Annotated in this window: 11 protein-coding genes; 5 read left to right on the forward strand and 6 right to left on the reverse strand. The window is 49.6% G+C overall.

Features of this window, described 5'->3' with window-relative positions:
• Nucleotides 1–6: 6 nt before the first annotated feature.
• The 5 genes from bcsD to ACO0LC_RS12550 all read right to left on the reverse strand — a co-directional run bounded on the left by bcsD (nucleotide 7) and on the right by ACO0LC_RS12550 (nucleotide 8250).
• A complete protein-coding gene (gene bcsD, locus ACO0LC_RS12530; protein ID WP_423003474.1) occupies nucleotides 7–498 on the reverse strand; it encodes a cellulose biosynthesis protein BcsD in 492 nt (163 codons plus the stop codon).
• A gap of 329 nt (nucleotides 499–827) precedes the next feature.
• Entirely contained in the window at nucleotides 828–1595 is a 768-nt protein-coding gene (bcsQ, locus tag ACO0LC_RS12535) for a cellulose biosynthesis protein BcsQ (protein WP_423003476.1), read from the reverse strand.
• 43 nt (nucleotides 1596–1638) lie between these two features.
• Nucleotides 1639–3099 (reverse strand): metalloprotease TldD, encoded by a 1461-nt coding sequence (tldD, locus tag ACO0LC_RS12540; protein ID WP_423003478.1) that lies wholly within the window; start codon nucleotides 3097–3099, stop codon nucleotides 1639–1641.
• 141 nt (nucleotides 3100–3240) lie between these two features.
• Complete coding sequence (locus ACO0LC_RS12545) at nucleotides 3241–4035, reverse strand: carbon-nitrogen hydrolase family protein (protein ID WP_423003480.1); 795 nt, start codon at nucleotides 4033–4035, stop codon at nucleotides 3241–3243.
• 36 nt (nucleotides 4036–4071) lie between these two features.
• Nucleotides 4072–8250 carry a YhdP family protein gene (locus ACO0LC_RS12550; protein ID WP_423003482.1) on the reverse strand — a complete coding sequence of 1393 codons (4179 nt, stop codon included), beginning with the start codon at nucleotides 8248–8250 and terminating at the stop codon, nucleotides 4072–4074.
• A gap of 339 nt (nucleotides 8251–8589) precedes the next feature.
• Between ACO0LC_RS12550 and glnE the strand changes: the two genes are divergently transcribed.
• The 5 genes from glnE (at nucleotide 8590) to ACO0LC_RS12575 (ending at nucleotide 17607) form a co-directional block, all read left to right on the forward strand.
• Nucleotides 8590–11346: a bifunctional [glutamate--ammonia ligase]-adenylyl-L-tyrosine phosphorylase/[glutamate--ammonia-ligase] adenylyltransferase gene (gene glnE / locus ACO0LC_RS12555; protein ID WP_423003484.1), complete on the forward strand. Its 2757-nt coding sequence runs from the start codon at nucleotides 8590–8592 to the stop codon at nucleotides 11344–11346.
• 254 nt (nucleotides 11347–11600) lie between these two features.
• On the forward strand, nucleotides 11601–12734 hold the full coding sequence (locus tag ACO0LC_RS12560; protein ID WP_423003486.1) for a histidine kinase: 1134 nt from the start codon (nucleotides 11601–11603) through the stop codon (nucleotides 12732–12734).
• A 7-nt stretch (nucleotides 12735–12741) separates the two neighbouring features.
• Entirely contained in the window at nucleotides 12742–13836 is a 1095-nt protein-coding gene (locus ACO0LC_RS12565; protein ID WP_423003488.1) for a sensor histidine kinase, read from the forward strand.
• Nucleotides 13837–13860: 24 nt separating this feature from the next.
• Nucleotides 13861–14637: a LytR/AlgR family response regulator transcription factor gene (locus ACO0LC_RS12570; protein ID WP_423003490.1), complete on the forward strand. Its 777-nt coding sequence runs from the start codon at nucleotides 13861–13863 to the stop codon at nucleotides 14635–14637.
• A gap of 435 nt (nucleotides 14638–15072) precedes the next feature.
• Entirely contained in the window at nucleotides 15073–17607 is a 2535-nt protein-coding gene (locus tag ACO0LC_RS12575) for a TonB-dependent receptor (RefSeq protein WP_423003492.1), read from the forward strand.
• Between the two features lie 130 nt (nucleotides 17608–17737).
• On the opposite strand, the gene ACO0LC_RS12580 is transcribed toward ACO0LC_RS12575, so the two are convergent.
• Complete coding sequence (locus ACO0LC_RS12580) at nucleotides 17738–18877, reverse strand: OmpA family protein (RefSeq protein ID WP_423003494.1); 1140 nt, start codon at nucleotides 18875–18877, stop codon at nucleotides 17738–17740.
• Nucleotides 18878–18885 lie beyond the last annotated feature (8 nt).

Genomic DNA, 18885 nt, shown 5'->3' on the forward strand with positions numbered 1-18885 from the left:
AAGACATTAACGACGTGTGAAATAAGACGGCTCTTCTGACTGCTTCTTCAAATCAAATACAAACAACTGCCCTTCATCAAATACCCCTTCACGCTGTATCAAGCGCAAGGTTTTATCCATTCCCAGACCTTCAAACCACTGGGCGTAGATACCTTCCAGCAAGGCTGGTGTCCAGTCCAGAGCCTTGTCACCAAAAGCTACTTTCAGTGGGGCGGCATGATGGGCTACCACCAGGGAATCAGCTTCCTCCACCAATTCCACCCATCCCCAGTTCATGTCTGACCAGACACGGTTCATGCATGCTTCCAGCGCCTGCAGACTGCTACCATCAGTGACATTGAAACCTGCCGCCATGGTGCGTCCCAATTGATGCATGAAAGCACGTAAATCTTTAACATCCCCCTTGGAAGCAAATTCGGTAGAAAATGCCCCGAGGAAAGATCTCCACTGAATTGAGCATTGATGCTCTTCGTAATAACGAATGGTATTTGTCGACATGCTTTGGCGCCCTTGCGTTGACTTTTTCTCTATGGCTACTATCGTGACACGCAAATCATAGAGAGTGTTGATTCGTTGTGACTTTACCACTCGCCAATATTGCTAGTCCAGCCAAAATGGATGGTGAAATGTCAACAATTAATAATAAGATCAAGGATTTATAGATATTTAATTATGTTGAATAACATTTTTACAATTCACTGCTAAAACTGCTCAGTTTGCTGCTTATTCCAGTGAAAAATCTATATTTCGCGGAAAATTCAATTGCAGTTCAAAAAATCAAATTTCTGCAAGCATGCGAAAAACAAACATGTCTTGCATTGTCAAGTTCAGCGGCCGCTCTTTAAGCCAGCCAGTAACCAGTCTATAATTTTTTGTATGCTTAAAGACGCAGGATTATCCGGTTTATATTCGAGCACGGGGCGCTCATAAGCGAGGGCCTCCTCGACTTGCGGACTTTCCTGGACGATGAAGGGGACCATGCGCTTACCCAGGCGGTCGGCAATCAGGGTCAGCACATCCTGCGCAAGTTGCCGCTGCGACCCCTGGTTGACGATATAGGCTGAGCCAACGTCAGCCTGACTTCTATGGCCATAAGTGGATATCAATTCTTCCATCTCGGGCAAGGTTGAATACGAGGCGGCATCTGCCAGCACAACCACCAGTAAAAAATCTGCCGCGTGGATCGCCTGTTTCAGGTAAACGGAGGGGCCAGGCGGCGTATCCAGTAAGACGATAGCATTGGCTGGTAATTTGGCTGCCTGCAGTTTTTTGCGCAGCCAGACTTCCTGTTGCTCAAGCAGGGTTTCAAAGCGCATGCGCTGCTTTTCACCCCCATTTCCAAAAGGGACGAAATTCACCCCAAATGGACTGTTATAGCAAGCATCCATGAGCTTGGCACGGGCAGCAGTCAAGAGGCTGATGCCATTGGCTTCGCCCTGCTCCAGCCCACCCAAATGCCATTGCATGGCATTTTGCGGGTCAAGATCAAGTATCGTCACGGGAAAACCACGTTGCGCCATACCGACACCAAGATTGGCAGTAATGGTGGTCTTGCCCACGCCACCTTTCGCAGAGACGATAGCGACTACCAACATGTGCACAGCTCCAGTTTGTCAATACATGGGCTGACACTGCACATCAGGCAGTTCCCCCGACTGTCAAACCCTCTATGCGCAAACTAGGCTGACCTACACCAACCGGCAGGCTCTGCCCTTCTTTGCCACAGACGCCAATACCGGCATCCAGGCGCAAATCATTGCCTATCATGCTGACATGATTCAGGACTTCCGGGCCATTGCCGATCAGGGTAGCGCCCTTGACCGGATAACTGATCTTACCGTTTTCTATCATATAGGCTTCACTGGCTGAAAACACGAACTTACCATTCGTTATATCGACCTGACCGCCACCAAAGTTGAGGGCGTAGAGACCATTTTTAACAGATGCAAGGATTTCTTCGGGATCTTTGTCGCCTGCCAGCATATAGGTATTGGTCATGCGCGGCATGGGCAGGTGGGCAAAGGATTCGCGCCTGGCATTACCGGTCACTGGCATTTTCATCAGACGGGCATTCATGGTGTCCTGCATATAGCCTTTCAGGATGCCATCTTCTATCAGCGTGGTGCATTGAGTGGGGTTGCCCTCATCATCCATGTTCAGGGAGCCGCGACGGTTCAGCATGGTGCCATCATCAACCACGGTCACGCCTTTGGCCGCCACACGCTGGCCTATGCGGCCAGAGAAAGTGCTTGATCCCTTGCGATTAAAATCACCTTCCAGCCCATGGCCTATCGCCTCATGTAGTAAGACACCTGGCCAGCCAGGGCCGAGTACCACAGTCATCGGGCCTGCTGGTGCCGGACGTGCATCGAGGTTCACCAGCGCTGATTTGACAGCTTCATTTGCATATTGCTCCAGCAAGGCATCAGTAAAATAAGAATAATCATAGCGACCTCCACCGCCGCTATTACCCATTTCACGACGACCATTTTGTTCGGCAATAACTGTCAGAGAGACCCGCACCAAAGGACGGATATCAGCAGCCATGACACCATCACTGCGCGCCACCAGCACCACATCATATTCACCGGCCATGCTGGCCATGACCTGGACTATGCGTGGGTCTTTCGCCCTGGCAATTTTCTCCAGTTTTTCCAGCAACTGGACTTTTTGATTGGCATCCATGGAATGCAAAGGATCATCGCGCAGATACAGGGAGCGGTTGTCCAGCCCTTGCAGGCTGGATGCCACCTGGATTTTGCCTGCGCCCTGGCGGCCTATCGTGCGGGTAGCCTTGGCGGCATCAAACAGGGCTTGCTCAGAGATTTCATCTGAATAGGAAAATGCCGTCTTGTCGCCAGACACGGCGCGCACGCCTACACCCTGGTCTATGGAAAAACTGCCGGTCTTGACTATGCCCTCTTCCAGGCTCCAGCCCTCGTTACGAGTGAACTGGAAATACAGGTCGGCATAATCCACCTTATGGGTAAACATGCTGCCTAATACCTTACTAAGCTTGGCCTCATCCAGGCCAAAAGGGGTCAGTAAAATGTCACGCGCAATGGCGAGATGACTAATAGCAGGATCAAATGGAGTCATAGAATAAATTATTTATACAGCAGATCAAGTTAGCGCACTTTGCTCGCAAAAGTTATGGCGCACATAGTTACATTGTAGAGCATCTGCCAGATTCGCTGGGCCTTATGCGTGACAACAGGCCAGGCTCAATCCAGCCTTATTTCATAACTTGCGATGGCGCAATGCCGGCAAGCTTTCGCGTATGCTGGCAATGAGGCTTTCATCAATCTCACCACTGACTATGCCTTCGCCTTCTTCCAGCACATCCAGGACTTTACCCCAGGGATCTATCAACATGCTATGCCCCCAGGTACGCCGGCCATTGACGTGCTTACCACCCTGGCCACATGCGAGTACATAACACTGGTTTTCTATGGCGCGGGCACGCAACAGGATTTCCCAATGGGCCTGGCCGGTGGTATAAGTAAATGCAGCTGGCACGACGATGAGTGAAGAGGTCCCAAGTGCCCGGTACAGTTCAGGAAAACGCAAGTCATAACAAATCGAGAGTGCTACTTTGCCAAAGCCCGCATCAAAGCTGCTGACTTGATCGCCAGCAACAATGGTGCGCGCTTCCTCATAAGACTCTTCACCCTTGCTAAATCCAAATAAATGTATTTTGTCGTAGCGGGCCACTAGCAGACCCTCTGGATTAAATACCAGCGTTGTATTTAAAACCTTATCAGGCTCAGCAGCCTTCAGGGGTATGGTGCCGCCTATCAGCCAGACGCCAAGGCTGGCGGCCATCTCCGCCAGGAAATTTTGCATCAGGCCTGATCCCGGAGTTTCGGCAATTACTACTTTATCGGTTTCCTGCAAGCCCATCAAAGGCCAGTACTCAGGCAACAACAATAATTTTGCCCCACCATCTGCTGCTGCTTGCAACAAACGCCTTGCTGTAGCGATGTTTTCTGCCAGCACTGGCGTGGAAATCATTTGTATCGCTGCAATCTTCATATCTACCTCATTTATCCCTAGTATGCGATCCCAATCTCAAGGTTTGCTGGCTGCCTTAATACTTGCCTGACTGTCTCGCCCTTCGATCTTGGTTACAGTGGGTTCTTTCCATGATCCACTGACCTTGTATTCAAACGTAAACGCCTTGCTCAAAGGCTCCTTCAAGAATAGTTGCGCCAGAAAAGTTCCCAGGCCTATCACCGGATTCACGGCCAGTCCATACAGTACGGATGCAGTGCCAACATTGACTATGGGGATGACTGTGACATGCAAATCCTGCGCTTCGTGGACGATATCAGCATTTCCCTGCAAGAGCACAGTGGCATTTACCCCCAGCATTTTCAGGTTATCAGTTTTCGCCACACCCTGCTCTATCTGGGCGATACCAGCGATAGAGTCAAAAGCAAATCCCTCAGAAAACACATCACGAAAATCCAGCGTCAAGCGACGCGGCAAGGATTGCAGGCTGAGCACGCCCAGCAGTTTAGCAGCGCCTGGGTCTACCTTTAAAAATTGCCCGCTCGACAGCACCATCTTGATTTGCCCATTCATACTGGGCATGTCCATGGCGAAAGGTAAGCCATTCCAGTGCACTTCCCCTTCCAGCTTGCCCTTGCCACCACGCAAAACATCAGCAAAACCCAGGCGATCGAGCAATTTGCCGGAGTTTGCTACATCCAGTACATAATTGAGCTGGGTACGCCCTGCGCCGCCCTGGCTAATCCATTTACCGTAGGCATTGAAATCTGCATCCGGGTTTTTCAGCATCAATCGATTAATCTGCCACTCACGTGCCCCTCCCTGGCTACTGACTTGATTCACGGCCTGCAGTTCCAGATGTCCCAGCTTCTTGTTCAACAACTCGAAATTTTCAGCGACGATGTCCAGACCAGGCATTTGCGTCGTGGTATTTTTCCCTTCCAGCAACTCGCTGACTTCAGCCGCAGCAGACTGGGGAATGATGAGATTACTCAGACGTGCCGTCACATTGGCCACGCCTTGCCCACCCGTCCCTTCACTCCAGGTCAGGTAACCCGCAGCTTGATTGGAATGTATATTCGCCTGCCAGACTTTATTTTGCCGGGAAACGCCGACCACGACATTGTCCAGTTGCTTACCCATGATGCGTAATTCTGGCGTTCTGGCCGCCATGGTCGTTGGCTCAAGATAAGGCGACAGATCCAGTTCGGCAGTGTCCCTTTCACCTGTACTGACATTGGCTTGCTGTATCGTCGTAGCTGGCGACATCAGTCGTCGCCATTCATCAATATTCAGTGATTTTAATTCTATATTGGCGTTCAAGCCGCTATCCGGCTCTGGAGCTGGCGCATTCACGCCTATGCCACCACGCAGCACTTGCCAGGCCGCAGTACCTTGTTTTTGGCGGAAGTATCGGGCATTGATGGCATTACCTAGGCTGACCCGGATTTCATCACGCCAGGTTTGTGCATCCAGGCCTGCTTGTGGCAACAATTCAAAATGCAAAGGCATTATTTCAGCCGCACTTTTTTTCAATGGCACAGGGAAATTCAAGGCCACGCCTGCCAGAGTAGCGTCTATGATGATTTCCGGCTGCCGCTTTTTAACATGGATACTGGCGCTATATCTGCTGCTACCGCTGATACGATCAGCCAGTTTATCTGCCATCGAGGCTGGCATGATCTTGCGTATGCCCTCTGCAGTGACGTTGCCATCCAGCCTGACCTTGACGCTATTATCTTTTTGCGAGCCGCCGCTGATTTGCACAGTGCCACCGAGTGCAGTGCCTTTCAGTGTACCCAGGTTAACCCCGGTCTCGTTGAATTCCAGCTTGCCATTCAAACCCGTCACCTGAGGTATGCCTGGCTGCAATACCACGTCGTTATTGGCGAACTGCAAGACTCCCAATACCTTGGACTCTATCAGGTGCTGCAGGGGTAATTGCAGCTTGAGTTGCAAAGCCGCCGGAGCGGAAGTTTTGGCCTCTTTTAAAAAATGCCCCAGCCAGCCACTCACCGGGCTGGCACTGACATAGGCCAGCATGTTTTGCAGACTGCCGCTGACGGCACCGTCGATACTGAGTATGGCACCATGATGTGAAAGATCGGGAATGATGGCTTTGACCTTCTTCAAGTCCACCCCCAGGGTCCTGGCGGTATCTCCCGTAATTTCCATCCTGGCCTTATCAAAGACGAAACCACCTTTGATATCTTCTATCACCGGCCAGACGGGCTTGCCTTCTTCATTCAAAGCCCCGGCGGTAAAATCGAGCTTGGCCCCGCTCAAATTGCCCTTGATGAGGAACTCCCCCTTGTGGGCTTTTTTACCATCCGTGCCATTAAAAGGAAAATGGGCAAGATCTCCACGTATGCGCACGCTGACATCATCAGCCTTGCCTTCCAATATGGAATTCAACAGCCAGTGTCGTAAATGCTCTTCTGCCACCGCAGGGATATAGCGATCCAGCTGTTTCAGGTCAAAACCGGAAATACTGCCAGTCAAATCAACTTCCCCAGGCTGGGCATCGGCCCCATGACGCATGGACATGATGTGCTTACCAGACAAGACAGCATGCATGCCCTCTTGCTGCGCGTCCATTTTATGTATCTGGAAAATCAACTTATCCTGCTCAACAAACTGCCATTGCGCATGCATATTCAGACGTGAAAATGGCATGAGCGGATCAACAAAATAACTAGGCAAGCGCAGTGACAGGTCTTTCGAGTCCAATATAAAACTGCCACCCTTGTCATTTGCTTCCAGGCTACCTGACAGATTTTCAAATCCCGGGATGGCTGGCACCGCCGCCTTGGCAGGCAATTGTGCAGTTTTGGCCCTGGCCAGTTGTGCTGGCTGCGCCTGCATGGATAAATCGATGAACTGGCCTTTGACACTATAAGAAGAAACATCGGGATAAGTACCCTGCCATTTTGCAGTGAATTCCCTGAGTTGCCCCTTTGGGGCAAAATCTATCATCATCTGGCGTTGATCTGCTGGCAGCGGCAGATGTTCGGCAAAATTTGCCAGAGTTTGCAAGTCCAGGGTCTTGGCATACAACTCCACTTTTTCCGGCTGCCCCTTTTCACCAGGTGTAAAAGTCTCCTTGATGGTGGTTGCCGGCAATTGCTGACCTTCGCGATTGCGCATGGAAAAATTGATGAGCGAGATACTGTGCCCCGCTTGTCCCATGAAAGCAGCCAGGAATTTTTGTTTGGCTGTCTGGGTTTCGCTGGCAATCAGGCGACCACTGACCAGGGCCATATCCAGCTCAGGCAAGTCTGCACGAAATTTACCGCGTACATCGGCCAGACTGAGGTCCGCCGTCAAATCAGCCAATCTACCTTTATCCAAATGTAGCCAGGCACGCACAGACCCATAGGCTTTTTTGACATCCGCCGGGTAATCTATATAAGTCTTTAGTGCAGCCAGGTCGGTACGGTGCAGATCGGTATATAAATCACCTGTCCACAAAGAAAAATCAGAAATCTTTTTGGCAAAGACAGGATGCTGGAAGTCACCGCGTATGTCGAGTGGTGCAGACAGACTGGCATCCGGCGTCGCCTTCAGCGCAAACCGATGATGCCGCCACTGATTTTGCAAGAGAAAACTGACATCGGGCATGGATAACTCTGCTGCTTTGCGCGTTTTATCCGTCCAGCGCAACGAGCCATTACGGATAAGAATCTCATGTTGGGCCAATACCCAATCCAGCCCCTGCCCCTTGCCTTCTGCACTGGGGTCTATATAAAAACCGCCAATATAGAATTTACCGTCGACCTCTCTTTGTATATCCAACGAGGGCTTGTTGATGACGATACGTTCAAAACGCAATTCTGCGACGGCCAGCGTCCACCAGGACATGGTTGCCGACACTTCAGGCAAGACCAGGGCGTGGCCACCCTGCTTGTCATACAGGACCACATTTTCCAGCATCAATTGCGGCTTCAAGCCCTGCCAGGACGCATGCAAGTGGGCAATCTTCAATTGCCGCCCCAGGGACTTTGAGATCGTCTGTTCTATATCGGGTTTGTATCTGTCTACATTGGGCAATACGGCATAGCGCAGTATCAGCACCAGAATGCAGAACAAGAAATACAATGAAAGAATAAGCTTGACCGTAAAACGCAAGCTTTTGTCGCAGGTACGCCAGGTGAAATGGCAAAGCCGCCAGAAATGGCCTGGCTTTTTATCCTCATCCGAGGTGTTAGCAATGTTCTCTTGATCTGCTTGTGTCATTGCTAAGATTTATTTTGTTTGTAAGTAAAACTTGCGTAAAAACAATGCAATTGCATAAAAACAATCTCATTATTCTTGCGTAAATCCTCACATGCTGAAAAGCATGGTAGCAAAATCCAGAAAATTTTACACATACTGACTACTCAATCACTGTCTCTATTATTTTTTAATCATTAGCCCCGCTACTTTTGGTAAATCTCCCCTCTTTTCCCAGTGATTCCTATACTCCCAAGGAGTATAAATTCAATTCCAACTTTTTGCACAAATCCAGTGCTGCATAGCCCGAAAGCTCCTGATCGCTTAGAATTAATAACAACACTGACCAGACTGCGCCCCATTATGACTGCAAGCATCACTAATCTCGCTGAAATTCTTCAGGCTTCCCGTTTTTTTACACATTGCATGCAGGCAGATGCAAGCCGAAATGCGCAGTTACAGCAAGTTTCTGAATTATCCCTGAGCCCGGAACATTTTGCGCAGTTTTTACAAAAAGAAATATGCCAGGGTGCCAGTCTTAACAAAGCCATGCGTCGTTTGCGCAAACTGGTGGTGTGCAGCCTCATCAAACGTGATTTGTGCGGCCAGGCGGATCTCAATGAAGTTGTGACAAGCATCAGCTTGTTTGCTGATTTTGTCGTGCAACAGCACTTGCAAGCCCTGAGTGCAGAAATGCAGACCATGCATGGCAGGCCTATCGGGGAAGAAAGCGGTACAGAACAAGCCATGATCGTACTGGGCATGGGCAAACTGGGGGGGTATGAACTGAATGTTTCTTCTGACATAGACTTAATTTTTTGCTATGCAGAAGATGGGGAGACGAGAACCACAGATTCGACACAGCGCAGCCTGTCCAATCATGAATACTTTAGCCGTCTGGGTAAAAAGCTCATCGCCGCCATTTCTGAAGTGACTGAGGATGGGTATAGCTTTCGCGTCGATATGGCCTTGCGCCCTAATGGCGCATCTGGCCCGCTGGTGGCCAGCTTCAATATGATAGAAGAGTACTTTCTGATACAAGGGCGTGAATGGGAGCGTTATGCCTGGGTCAAGGCCAGGGCCATGACGGGCAATGCCGAGGATATCGTTGCCCTGGAAAAAATCATCCGCCCCTTCGTCTATCGCCGCTATCTCGACTATGGTGCGATTGACTCCCTGCGCTCCATGCATGCCCAGATCCGCGCCGAAGTCGTTCGTCAGGAAAGCAAACATCCCGAGCGCAGCAATAATGTCAAACTCGGGCGTGGCGGCATACGTGAGGTGGAATTCCTGGCCCAGGTCTTCCAGCTGATAAGGGGTGGCCGCGACGCCAGCCTGCGTGACCGCTCTACCCGCCTGACTCTGCAGGTCCTGGCCGAAAAAGGCATCATGGATGCACCCATTATAGAAAAACTGCTGGAATCCTATACCTTTCTGCGCAATCTCGAACACAGACTGCAATATCTAGACGATGCCCAGACCCATACATTCCCGGCCAGGGATGAAGACCAGCAAAGAATCGCGCAGATGATGGGCTGCGCCAGCGTCACTGAATTGCTTGAGCAATTACGCCCACACCGCGAATTCATCGCGGAGCAATTTGATGCTATTTTCCGCGACAAGGCGGAAAACAATAGCGAGAATGAGCAAGGCATGCTGGCAGTCAGCCTGTCCAGCCCGGACAGTGATGAATTGATCTCTGCCCACCTGGCAGGTTTGGATTTTTCAGCCCAGGATGCCAGCGCATTCAGCCAGCGACTCCAGGCGACCTGGCAATCACCCAAGGTGCAATCCTTGTCTGAAGCCAGTCGCATGAAACTGGTTGCCCTGGTCAACAATGCCCTGAACATCATTGCCAGACAAGGCAGCAATCAATTACTGGCCTGGAACCGCCTGCTGGATTTCATGGAAGCCATTGCCCGCAGGGCGGCCTACCTGGCTCTCTTGACCGAATACCCGCATGCACTGGCACGCGTGATACGTATGATGGCGGCATCCGACTGGGCTGCCAAATTCCTGACCCGTCACCCCCTGTTGCTGGATGAATTGCTGGATGAGTCCTCACTCCACCAGCGCCCAGACTGGCCGGCGTTCCGCCTGGATTTGCAAGAACACCTGGCGCAACATGCGGGCGACACCGAAAGGCAGATGGAAACCCTGCGCGAGATGCACCACGCCATGCAATTTCGCTTGCTGGCGCAAGATCTGGAAGGCCAGCTCAGCGTAGAGCATCTGGCCGATGAATTATCGCAACTGGCTGACATCATCGTTGCGGCGGTATTGCAGTCAGCCTGGCTGACCGTCGCCAGCAGGCATACAGCAGAACCCAGTTTTGCCGTCATCGCCTATGGCAAGCAAGGTGGCAAAGAACTGGGTTATGCCTCAGATCTAGATGTGATTTTCTTGTATGAAGATGAAGACCAGGAAGCCCCAGCCAATTATGCCAAGCTGGCACAGCGCTTTATCACCTGGATGACCAGTCATACACCGGCAGGCATCCTGTTTGATATTGATATCGCCTTGCGCCCCGATGGTGCTAGTGGCTTACTGGTTTCTTCAGTCTCTTCCTTTGCCCGCTACCAGGAGAAATCTGCCTGGTTGTGGGAACATCAGGCACTAACCCGCGCCCGCTTTTGCGCAGGCAGCGTCAGCATAGGCGAGCAGTTTGAGCAAATACGTGAAACCGTCCTGCGCCAGCAAAGGGATACAGACAAGTTGCAAGATGAGGTCATCAGCATGCGCAAGAAAATGCAAGATGCAAATGTCAATCGCAGCGATCTTTTTGACCTCAAGCATGAGGCTGGCGGCATGATAGACATAGAATTCATCGTGCAATATCTGGTCTTGAAATATGCCTGCCAGTACCCTGAACTGACTGCCAACAAGGGCAATATCGCCCTCTTGAAACGCTGTGGCGAACTTGGTCTGATAGATGCTCAGTTGGCGAAGAAAACTGCCGATGCCTACCGCCTGTTCCGCAAACTTCAGCATGGCATACGCTTGCAGGGAGAAGACCGTGCCAGGGTCACGCCGGAAGTGGTAGAGCAAGAGGCCGGCGCCGTCAGGGATTTGTGGCGTAAGCTGTTTGTGAATACTTCCCCCCAGGGCACAGGGTTTTAGCGTCTCATCAACTGAAGTAATTGCTACAGTACGAGGAGAGGAAATCCACTCCCTGTACTGCAGCAGCCTCATGTGCAGTGCACTTTCCGTTGTGGAAACTGGCACTCAAAGAAAACCACAATGCTTTACGCCTGTCCCCATATTAATATCGTCTATCCCTGGCTTTGCACATTTGACGTCAATTATGTCAAAGTAAGACCATTGTCAGGCGAGTGTCAAAATGCTTTATAAAAACCATACCTAGTTTCCCAACAATGAGCAAGCAAGCGCTCTCTATTGAGCAAGCCAGTTTCACGCTGTCGCCAGTGCCATGGTGGAAATCAACTGCGATCATTATCATGGTCTGGAGTATTTTCGCGTTCATATGGGCATCGACCAGCTATGTAGACGGCTTTGCAGAAAATACCGTCAATCAGCGCGATTGGGACTTCAAGCTCAATTTCACTGTACTTGCCCCCTATATCCTGCTCAATAGCATATTGGCGGTGTTTTTTAATAAGTATGCTGAAAAATTATCACGCCCCCATGTTTTGGGCTTGTTGCTCTTCACGCTGATCTTGCTGTTCGTGCCCATTGCCGAATTCTATCAATTGATTATCTTCGTTCAAAAGGGCTCAAATCGCTGGCCTGATATGCAAGACATAGAAAGAAGTTACAGGCCTGAGTATTTTTCCCAAAGTGCGATGCATACCAGCCTGGCCTTTTTTGGTCAGGTTTTCTATACCCACTGGTTGCTACACCACCAGCGTGAACTTGCCTTTGAAAAAGCGATACAACACAATCTGTCACTCAAAATCAGGATATTGCAAGGTAAGCTGGAGCCCTATTTTTTACTCAGCTCATTGGAAAATATACAAAAACTGATACACAACACAGCCCAGGCAGAAGCCAATACTGCCTTGGTGCGTCTCAGCAATTTGCTGCGCTATGTACTTGAAAATGACGCCAATGAAGCGATCCCTGTCGCCGACGAGATGCAGTTTTTACGTGACTACTTCAATCTGCAAAAGTTATGTCTGGGGCAAGGTTTTAGCGTTACCTGGGATAAGGAAGAAAGAGACTGGCACTCTTATACCTGTCCGGGCCTGATCTTGCTGAGTCTGGCTGACTCCAGTATCTGCCAGATGTTGAAGGGATATGCGAACGACAATCAGATACTTGAACTGCAATTCAAGTGTTTTGTAGCCAATCGCCAGTTTTGCGCCAGCTTTAGTTTTCCGCAAACAAAAGTCTTGCCGCAAGACGTTAATCCCGGCTACATCATGGTGGGGCAAAGACTGGAGATTTTATTTGGTGGAAAAGCACAATTAAGCATGCAAAGCAATCTACAAGAACAAAGGCAAGCCATTTCCATACACTTTCCTTTGCAGACAATCTCAAATGACTAGCACAGGTATGACAAAAGCACCCGGCAAACTGCCCCTGGCTTTTCTGGCAGTGCTGCCATGGTTGGTATCGACTATCGTACTTGGCATCGTCATGTTGACACCAAAGCCGGGAGCCGATTTACCAGTGAACTTTTGGACCATTTTGCTCTGGCACGTGCTGGGCATGCTGGCCCTGGCCATTATCAATACTTTGATGGCTTATGCTTACTATCACCATTGCAGGCAAATGCTGCGCCTGAAAAATATGCTGATGACTGCCTTCTTGCTGCTCGTGGCAGGCCTGCCCTTATTGGTGACCAATATACTTGCGACAAAACTGGCGCGCAACGGCCTGAATCTAGGCGTGTTGCCAGACATGGTCTTGCGCTATAAAGCGGATGACTGGTATTACTTTGCCTGTGTCTTGTTGTGCATATTCATGTTTCATACCAGCTATGCTGCATGGCGGCAGGGGTATGAGAAAAAACTGCAGTTGCAAATTGCCGAAAGTGAAAATCTGGCACTACGGCTGCATTTTCTGCAAGGCCAATTGAAACCACACTTTCTCTTTAATGCCCTCAATAGCATCAGCGCCCTGGTACGTGGAGAAGATCGAGAGCTGGCCGGCAAAGCCTTGCTACAATTAAACAACTTGTTGCGCAATGCGGTGCGGGCCAGCCAGTGCCAGTGGCTCAACATGGCAGAAGAAATCGCCTTTGTACAAGATTACCTGGCCATGCAGTCTTTACGTTTTGGCGACCGCATGTGCATCTGTTTTGACATAGCAGATCAAGAATGGAGTAATATCGCCGTCCCGCCCTTGCTACTACAGCCACTAGTGGAAAATGCAATACATCACAGTGTAGAAAAAAGCCAGGAGTATTGCACCATCACCCTGGCACTACGCTTACAAGACAATATCGTGATATTTGAAATCCGCAATCCTCATCTCCCCCACATTCCGGGCCGTAGCGGACATGGTCTTGGTATAAGCACCATAGGGCAACGCTTGCTGATACTTTATCAGCAAAATGCCAGCTTGCAAGTGCATGCCGAACCAGATCTGTTTACGGCCAGACTGGAATTTCCGGCACGCGCGCATGCACAGTACATCACACAATAGTCTTCCTGTTCACAAACGCTTTTCATGAAAAAAATCCTGGCTGTCGATGATGAACTTCCGGCACTGACCAATATACAATTGACCCTGCAAGCACACCGCGACTGGCAACTGCTGGCGAGTTGCCATTCCACCGCGCAGGCACGAGCAATGCTACAAACCGAGCATGTTGACCTGATTTTGCTCGATATAGAAATGCCCATGCAATCCGGTCTGGAGTTTGCTCGCGAACTCAGCCACCAGCCCAAACCACCACTGATAGTTTTTATCACTGCCTACAATAAGCATGCCGTCGCTGCCTTTGAAGTATTTGCGCTTGACTATTTGCTCAAGCCATTTGAAGACGAGCGTTTTGCCACCATGCTGGAACGTGCCAGTCTGAGTATAGAGATGGATCAGCAAGTCGCCCAAAACGCGGCAATGCAAGATTACTTTCGGAATCAGGATGCCATACAAGCTGGCGAAAAAGCACCTCTGCTGAATCACATTGTCGTGCGCTCTGTGGGACATATAGAGCGCATAGGCATACATGAAATCATCTGGATCAGTGCCGCGGGTAACTATGTTGAACTGCACTTGCGTGACAGAGTGGTCATGCATCGCTCGACCATCGCTTTTATGGAAGCACATTTGTCCACCGACTTGTTTGCGCGACTGCATCGCAATTCCATCATTCGCTGCGACGCAATGCGCAGCATAGGTATCAATAGCGAGTATGGTTATTTCACTGCACTCAGCAACGGCGATAAAGTGAGTATCAGCGTCAGAAATTATAAGCGGGCCAAGAAATTACTGGATAAGTAATCGCCTGTCTCGAACCATATTACCTAGTGCTGCGCAATGCCACCCACTCATTATCCAGGAATTTACGCAAGTTACCCCAATCAAGAAGCAGTCTACAGCTGCTTCAGACTTGCGCCTGTCCCCGCACTCCTGACGCCCATCCCTTTTATTTAACTTACAACACGCACAGACCAATTTCCTGAAGGCTTGTCCCTGTATGCATGTGTTATTCACGATTACAGGACAAAGTGCTATTGACGAAATGGGCATACACGGAAGTGACTGCGTATCAGCAGATGTCCGTCAACAAACGGGATAAAAAAACCCGCCATTTGCTGCAGGCTAAGTGTCATGACTATGTGCAGAGATACTGAAGCAGCATCATGCTATCGGACCACAAATCAGATTGGCTTGATCGTGCATTTCAAATAAACAATTTATTTAAGGATGTCGTCAATGATGCAAGAAAAAATAATAGCCTGTTCCGTGCGCCTCATGTTTATAGGCGGTGTTGCCATGGGCAGCGGTTTATTTGCACACTCAGCTTTGGCTCAAGAGGCAAAAACCGAGGCAGAGAAAGTTCAAAAAGTGACAGTCACAGGCTCTGCCATTAAGCGTGTGGATACGGAAACCGCAGCCCCTATAGAAATCTATAGCAAGAAGGATATAGAACGCACTGGAGCGACTACGGTTTCTGAACTGATCAAGAATCTGGCCTCGCTGGATGTGAATGATAGTGGTGAGCAAACGGCCAATTCCCCTGTTGGCTCTGGCGTAACCAATGTCAAAATGCGCGGCCTGAGCGAGCGCAATGTTTTGATCTTGTTGAATGGTCGTCGCTTGCCAGCCAATGCGCTGGCCGATGGCACAGGTGCCGGGGCAGCAGTGGATGTAGGCAGCATCCCACTGAGCGCCCTGGAACGGGTGGAAATATTGAAAGATGGTGGCTCAGCCATCTATGGTGCCGATGCCGTGGCAGGGGTAATGAATTTTATCACCAAGAAAAACTACCAGGGAGCAGAAGGCAAGGTCGGCTATGGTAAAAGCTCACGTTCAGACGGTCAGGAAAAAACCGCCAGCCTGGTATTTGGTTTTGGTGATTACGAACAATCTGGATTTAATGTATTGGCCAGCCTGGATGTGATCAAACGCGACCCCATCATGCGAAATGCACGTGAGATCAGCCGCTCAGCCGACTTTCGCCGTTTCTTTGGTGGCACTGATAATCGCAGCCAATACTCACCTTATGGCAATATCAAAGATGGTGGACAGTTAAAAGCCTGCCCGCAAGAAGACCTGGCAGGTGACACTTGCCGCTTCGATACCAACAAGACCCTGTTGACTGCAGTGAATGGTGCAGACAGATTCAATGGCATGTTCCTGGGCAGCTTGAAAGTCAGTAATGACATTCGTGCCTTTGCTGACTTCACTTATTCGGAAAGCAAGGATCATTTTCAAGCCCAACCGGCACCCGGAGTTTACCAGGATGACAAAGGTCGCAATATCAGTGGTCGCTTCATGCAAATTGGGCCGCGCACGACCGATAAAAAAGCTACTTTGACACAAGTCGCTGTTGGCCTGGAAGGCAATACCAGAGGGATAGACTGGGATATCTCAGCTGGCAAGGGCATCAGTGAAGTCAGCAACAAAGACTCCAATTATGCGCAAACCGAACTCTTTAATGCGGCGATTGCAAATCACTTGATCGACCCAACCAGCATGACAAATTCCGAAGCCGAGATTAATAAATTCCGGTTGACACCACTTCGTACTGGCAAATCAGAATTGAGCTTTGTCAATGCGAAAGTATCTGGGGCCATCATGGACCTGGCAGGTGGTCCTTTGTCTTATGCAACGGGTGTTTCTTACTTGAAGGATACGCTCGCTGACAATCCTGATCAAAACCAAATCGACAACCTGGTCTTTGGCAGCATACAACAGGCCAAAGTCAATGCCAGCCGCTCTTCAAAAGCCGTCTTTGCTGAATTATCCATACCCTTTATCAAAAATGTAGAAGCACAGGTTGCGGTGCGTTATGACTCCATCGATAAGGTTGGCAGCAAGGCCAGCCCCAAACTGGCTATCCGTTATCAACCACTCGATAGCCTGATGGTGAGAGCGTCCTTTGCTGGCAGTTTCCTGGCGCCCACACTCAAGCAAATGTATGGCGGCCTGGACGCTGGCGCGGAAGCGACGAATCTTCCCAGCATTTGCTCAGCCTTTCCTACGCTTTCAGGAAAATGCGTGAATTTCCCTTATTTAAGGGTCAGCGGCTCTAATCCTGATCTGAAGCCAGAAACTGGAAAGACCTATAACCTGGGCTTTGTTTTTGCCCCAAGTAATGTCGTCTCGCTTGGTGTAGATTACTTCAAGATCAGTAAAAAGAATGAAATTGGTGTATTGGAACTGGAAAAAGCGATTGAACTTGGTCGTTTTGAAATCAAGGCTGGGGAGGCACGCATCTTGTTGAATAACCAGAACCTGGCCAGCACGGATGTGTCCGGCTTTGATCTCGATTTTCGCTTGAATCTGGCAAAGACAGCTTACGGAAAATTCAGCCTGCGCAACTCCATGACGATATATACCCAGCTTGATTCTATCCCAAGTGCGGGAGAGCCAACAAAAAATAGCCTGGGCATATTTTTGAATCCGCGCTATCGCAACACCTTCACGCTCAATGCCGAATATACCGATTTCAATCTCGCACTGATTGCCCGCACAAGTGGTGAAACCCTGGATTCAGATCTGGGCAAGGAAAAAATCCCGGCAGGTACGCCAACGATCCCTTCATTTACAGAAGTGGATTTCGGTGCACAATATACAGGCATAAAAAACCTGACACTGAACTCAGGCATCAAAAACATGTTTGACAAAATGCCCCCTTATAGCCGCATGGGTTCACTGGGACAATACGGTACTTTAGGATACTCGACCACTCATAATCCACGTGGTCGCTTCTTCTATATGAGTGCAAATTACAAGTTCTATTAAGATGGAAATCACAATCCTTAAAAACTTGTGACCAAGATTTTATCGTATCTCCTGTTTAGCGTTTTACAATGAAAAAATGTCGTTCAGCATGACACTGAACGACATTTTTATCTGATTACCTGCTCCTTCCTTAACGACGTGAGCCCACCACTTCTACCGTTACCCGGCGATTTTTTGACCGCCCCTCACTGGTCTTATTGTCGGCGATAGGCTGGGTTTCACCCTTACCTTCAGTGTAGACGCGCGAAGCATCTATACCTTTACTAATCAAGTACGCCTTTACCGCTTCAGCACGACGGATGGACAATTTTTGATTGTAAACATCCGAACCAACCGAATCAGTATGGCCGACTGTAATCATCACTTCTGTATTCATGCCCTGCAATTTACTCAACAAATCATCCAATGCCCGTTTCCCCTCGGGTTTGACGATGGATTTATCAAAGTCAAACAACGCTTCTGCATTGAAGGTGACTTTTTCAGAGACTGGTTGCGGCCTTGGCGGTGGCGCACTCTGTACGACTGGTGCAGGAGCTTGCTCCATCACTGGTGCAGGCGCTGAGGGCGCTGTATAAGCAACTGGTCGCGCATAGGCGGGCTTACCCAGTTTGTAGACCAGACTGAATGAATAAAAATCGACATCGCCGCGATTATGTACCGCATCATTGATGCGATATCGCTCTCCTTCGGCGCGCATTGCCAAGGCTTCGGTGAATTTATATTCCATCCCCAGCCCGACTTTTGGATTCAGTTTCTTCTCGGTGGGATTAGGGTCAGTCACAGCTAACAGCCGATTTCCAGTGAAGTGCGCATCGGCCCTGGCAAAATTGGCACCGACTCGACCTAGCAGGGAAAAACGTTCGGACAAAGGTAACTGTCCAACTAAATCAAAATTAAAGCCTCGAAAACCAACCTCTCCATTGATAGTTCCTGCAGGAGTGGTGGTGGCATTGAAACCAAATTTACCCAAGTCAAAATAACCCGCTTCCAAAGCAAAATATTTATTCATTTGCTTGCCCATAAAAAGTTTATAGGCGGTGTCACGTTCATCTGACCTGAATCCCACAGAACTGGCCCCATTGTCCATCAAGCTACGTATTATTCTCTCTCTGTCAATGCTGGTATTTGCACGACCTGCGCCTGCGCCTATATACCAGGCGCTATCTGCCCAGTCAGCGTTATTCCAGGGTTCATCTGCCTGTGCCAGTTGACTGATCAAAAGTGCGCAAGCAAACAAGTTAAGTTTTGCTATATTTTTTGGCAGCGCCATGTATTTCT

Origin of the sequence: Undibacterium sp. JH2W, assembly GCF_049340425.1 — a bacterium.
GTDB lineage: Bacteria > Pseudomonadota > Gammaproteobacteria > Burkholderiales > Burkholderiaceae_D > Undibacterium.

Coding starts and splice junctions, on each gene's coding strand:
- bcsD (WP_423003474.1), bottom strand. CDS start 498: ATGTCGACAAATACCATTCGTTATTACGAAGAGCATCAATGCTCAATT.
- bcsQ (WP_423003476.1), bottom strand. CDS start 1,595: ATGTTGGTAGTCGCTATCGTCTCTGCGAAAGGTGGCGTGGGCAAGACC.
- tldD (WP_423003478.1), bottom strand. CDS start 3,099: ATGACTCCATTTGATCCTGCTATTAGTCATCTCGCCATTGCGCGTGAC.
- ACO0LC_RS12545 (WP_423003480.1), bottom strand. CDS start 4,035: ATGAAGATTGCAGCGATACAAATGATTTCCACGCCAGTGCTGGCAGAA.
- ACO0LC_RS12550 (WP_423003482.1), bottom strand. CDS start 8,250: ATGACACAAGCAGATCAAGAGAACATTGCTAACACCTCGGATGAGGAT.
- glnE (WP_423003484.1), top strand. CDS start 8,590: ATGACTGCAAGCATCACTAATCTCGCTGAAATTCTTCAGGCTTCCCGT.
- ACO0LC_RS12560 (WP_423003486.1), top strand. CDS start 11,601: ATGAGCAAGCAAGCGCTCTCTATTGAGCAAGCCAGTTTCACGCTGTCG.
- ACO0LC_RS12565 (WP_423003488.1), top strand. CDS start 12,742: ATGACAAAAGCACCCGGCAAACTGCCCCTGGCTTTTCTGGCAGTGCTG.
- ACO0LC_RS12570 (WP_423003490.1), top strand. CDS start 13,861: ATGAAAAAAATCCTGGCTGTCGATGATGAACTTCCGGCACTGACCAAT.
- ACO0LC_RS12575 (WP_423003492.1), top strand. CDS start 15,073: ATGATGCAAGAAAAAATAATAGCCTGTTCCGTGCGCCTCATGTTTATA.
- ACO0LC_RS12580 (WP_423003494.1), bottom strand. CDS start 18,877: ATGGCGCTGCCAAAAAATATAGCAAAACTTAACTTGTTTGCTTGCGCA.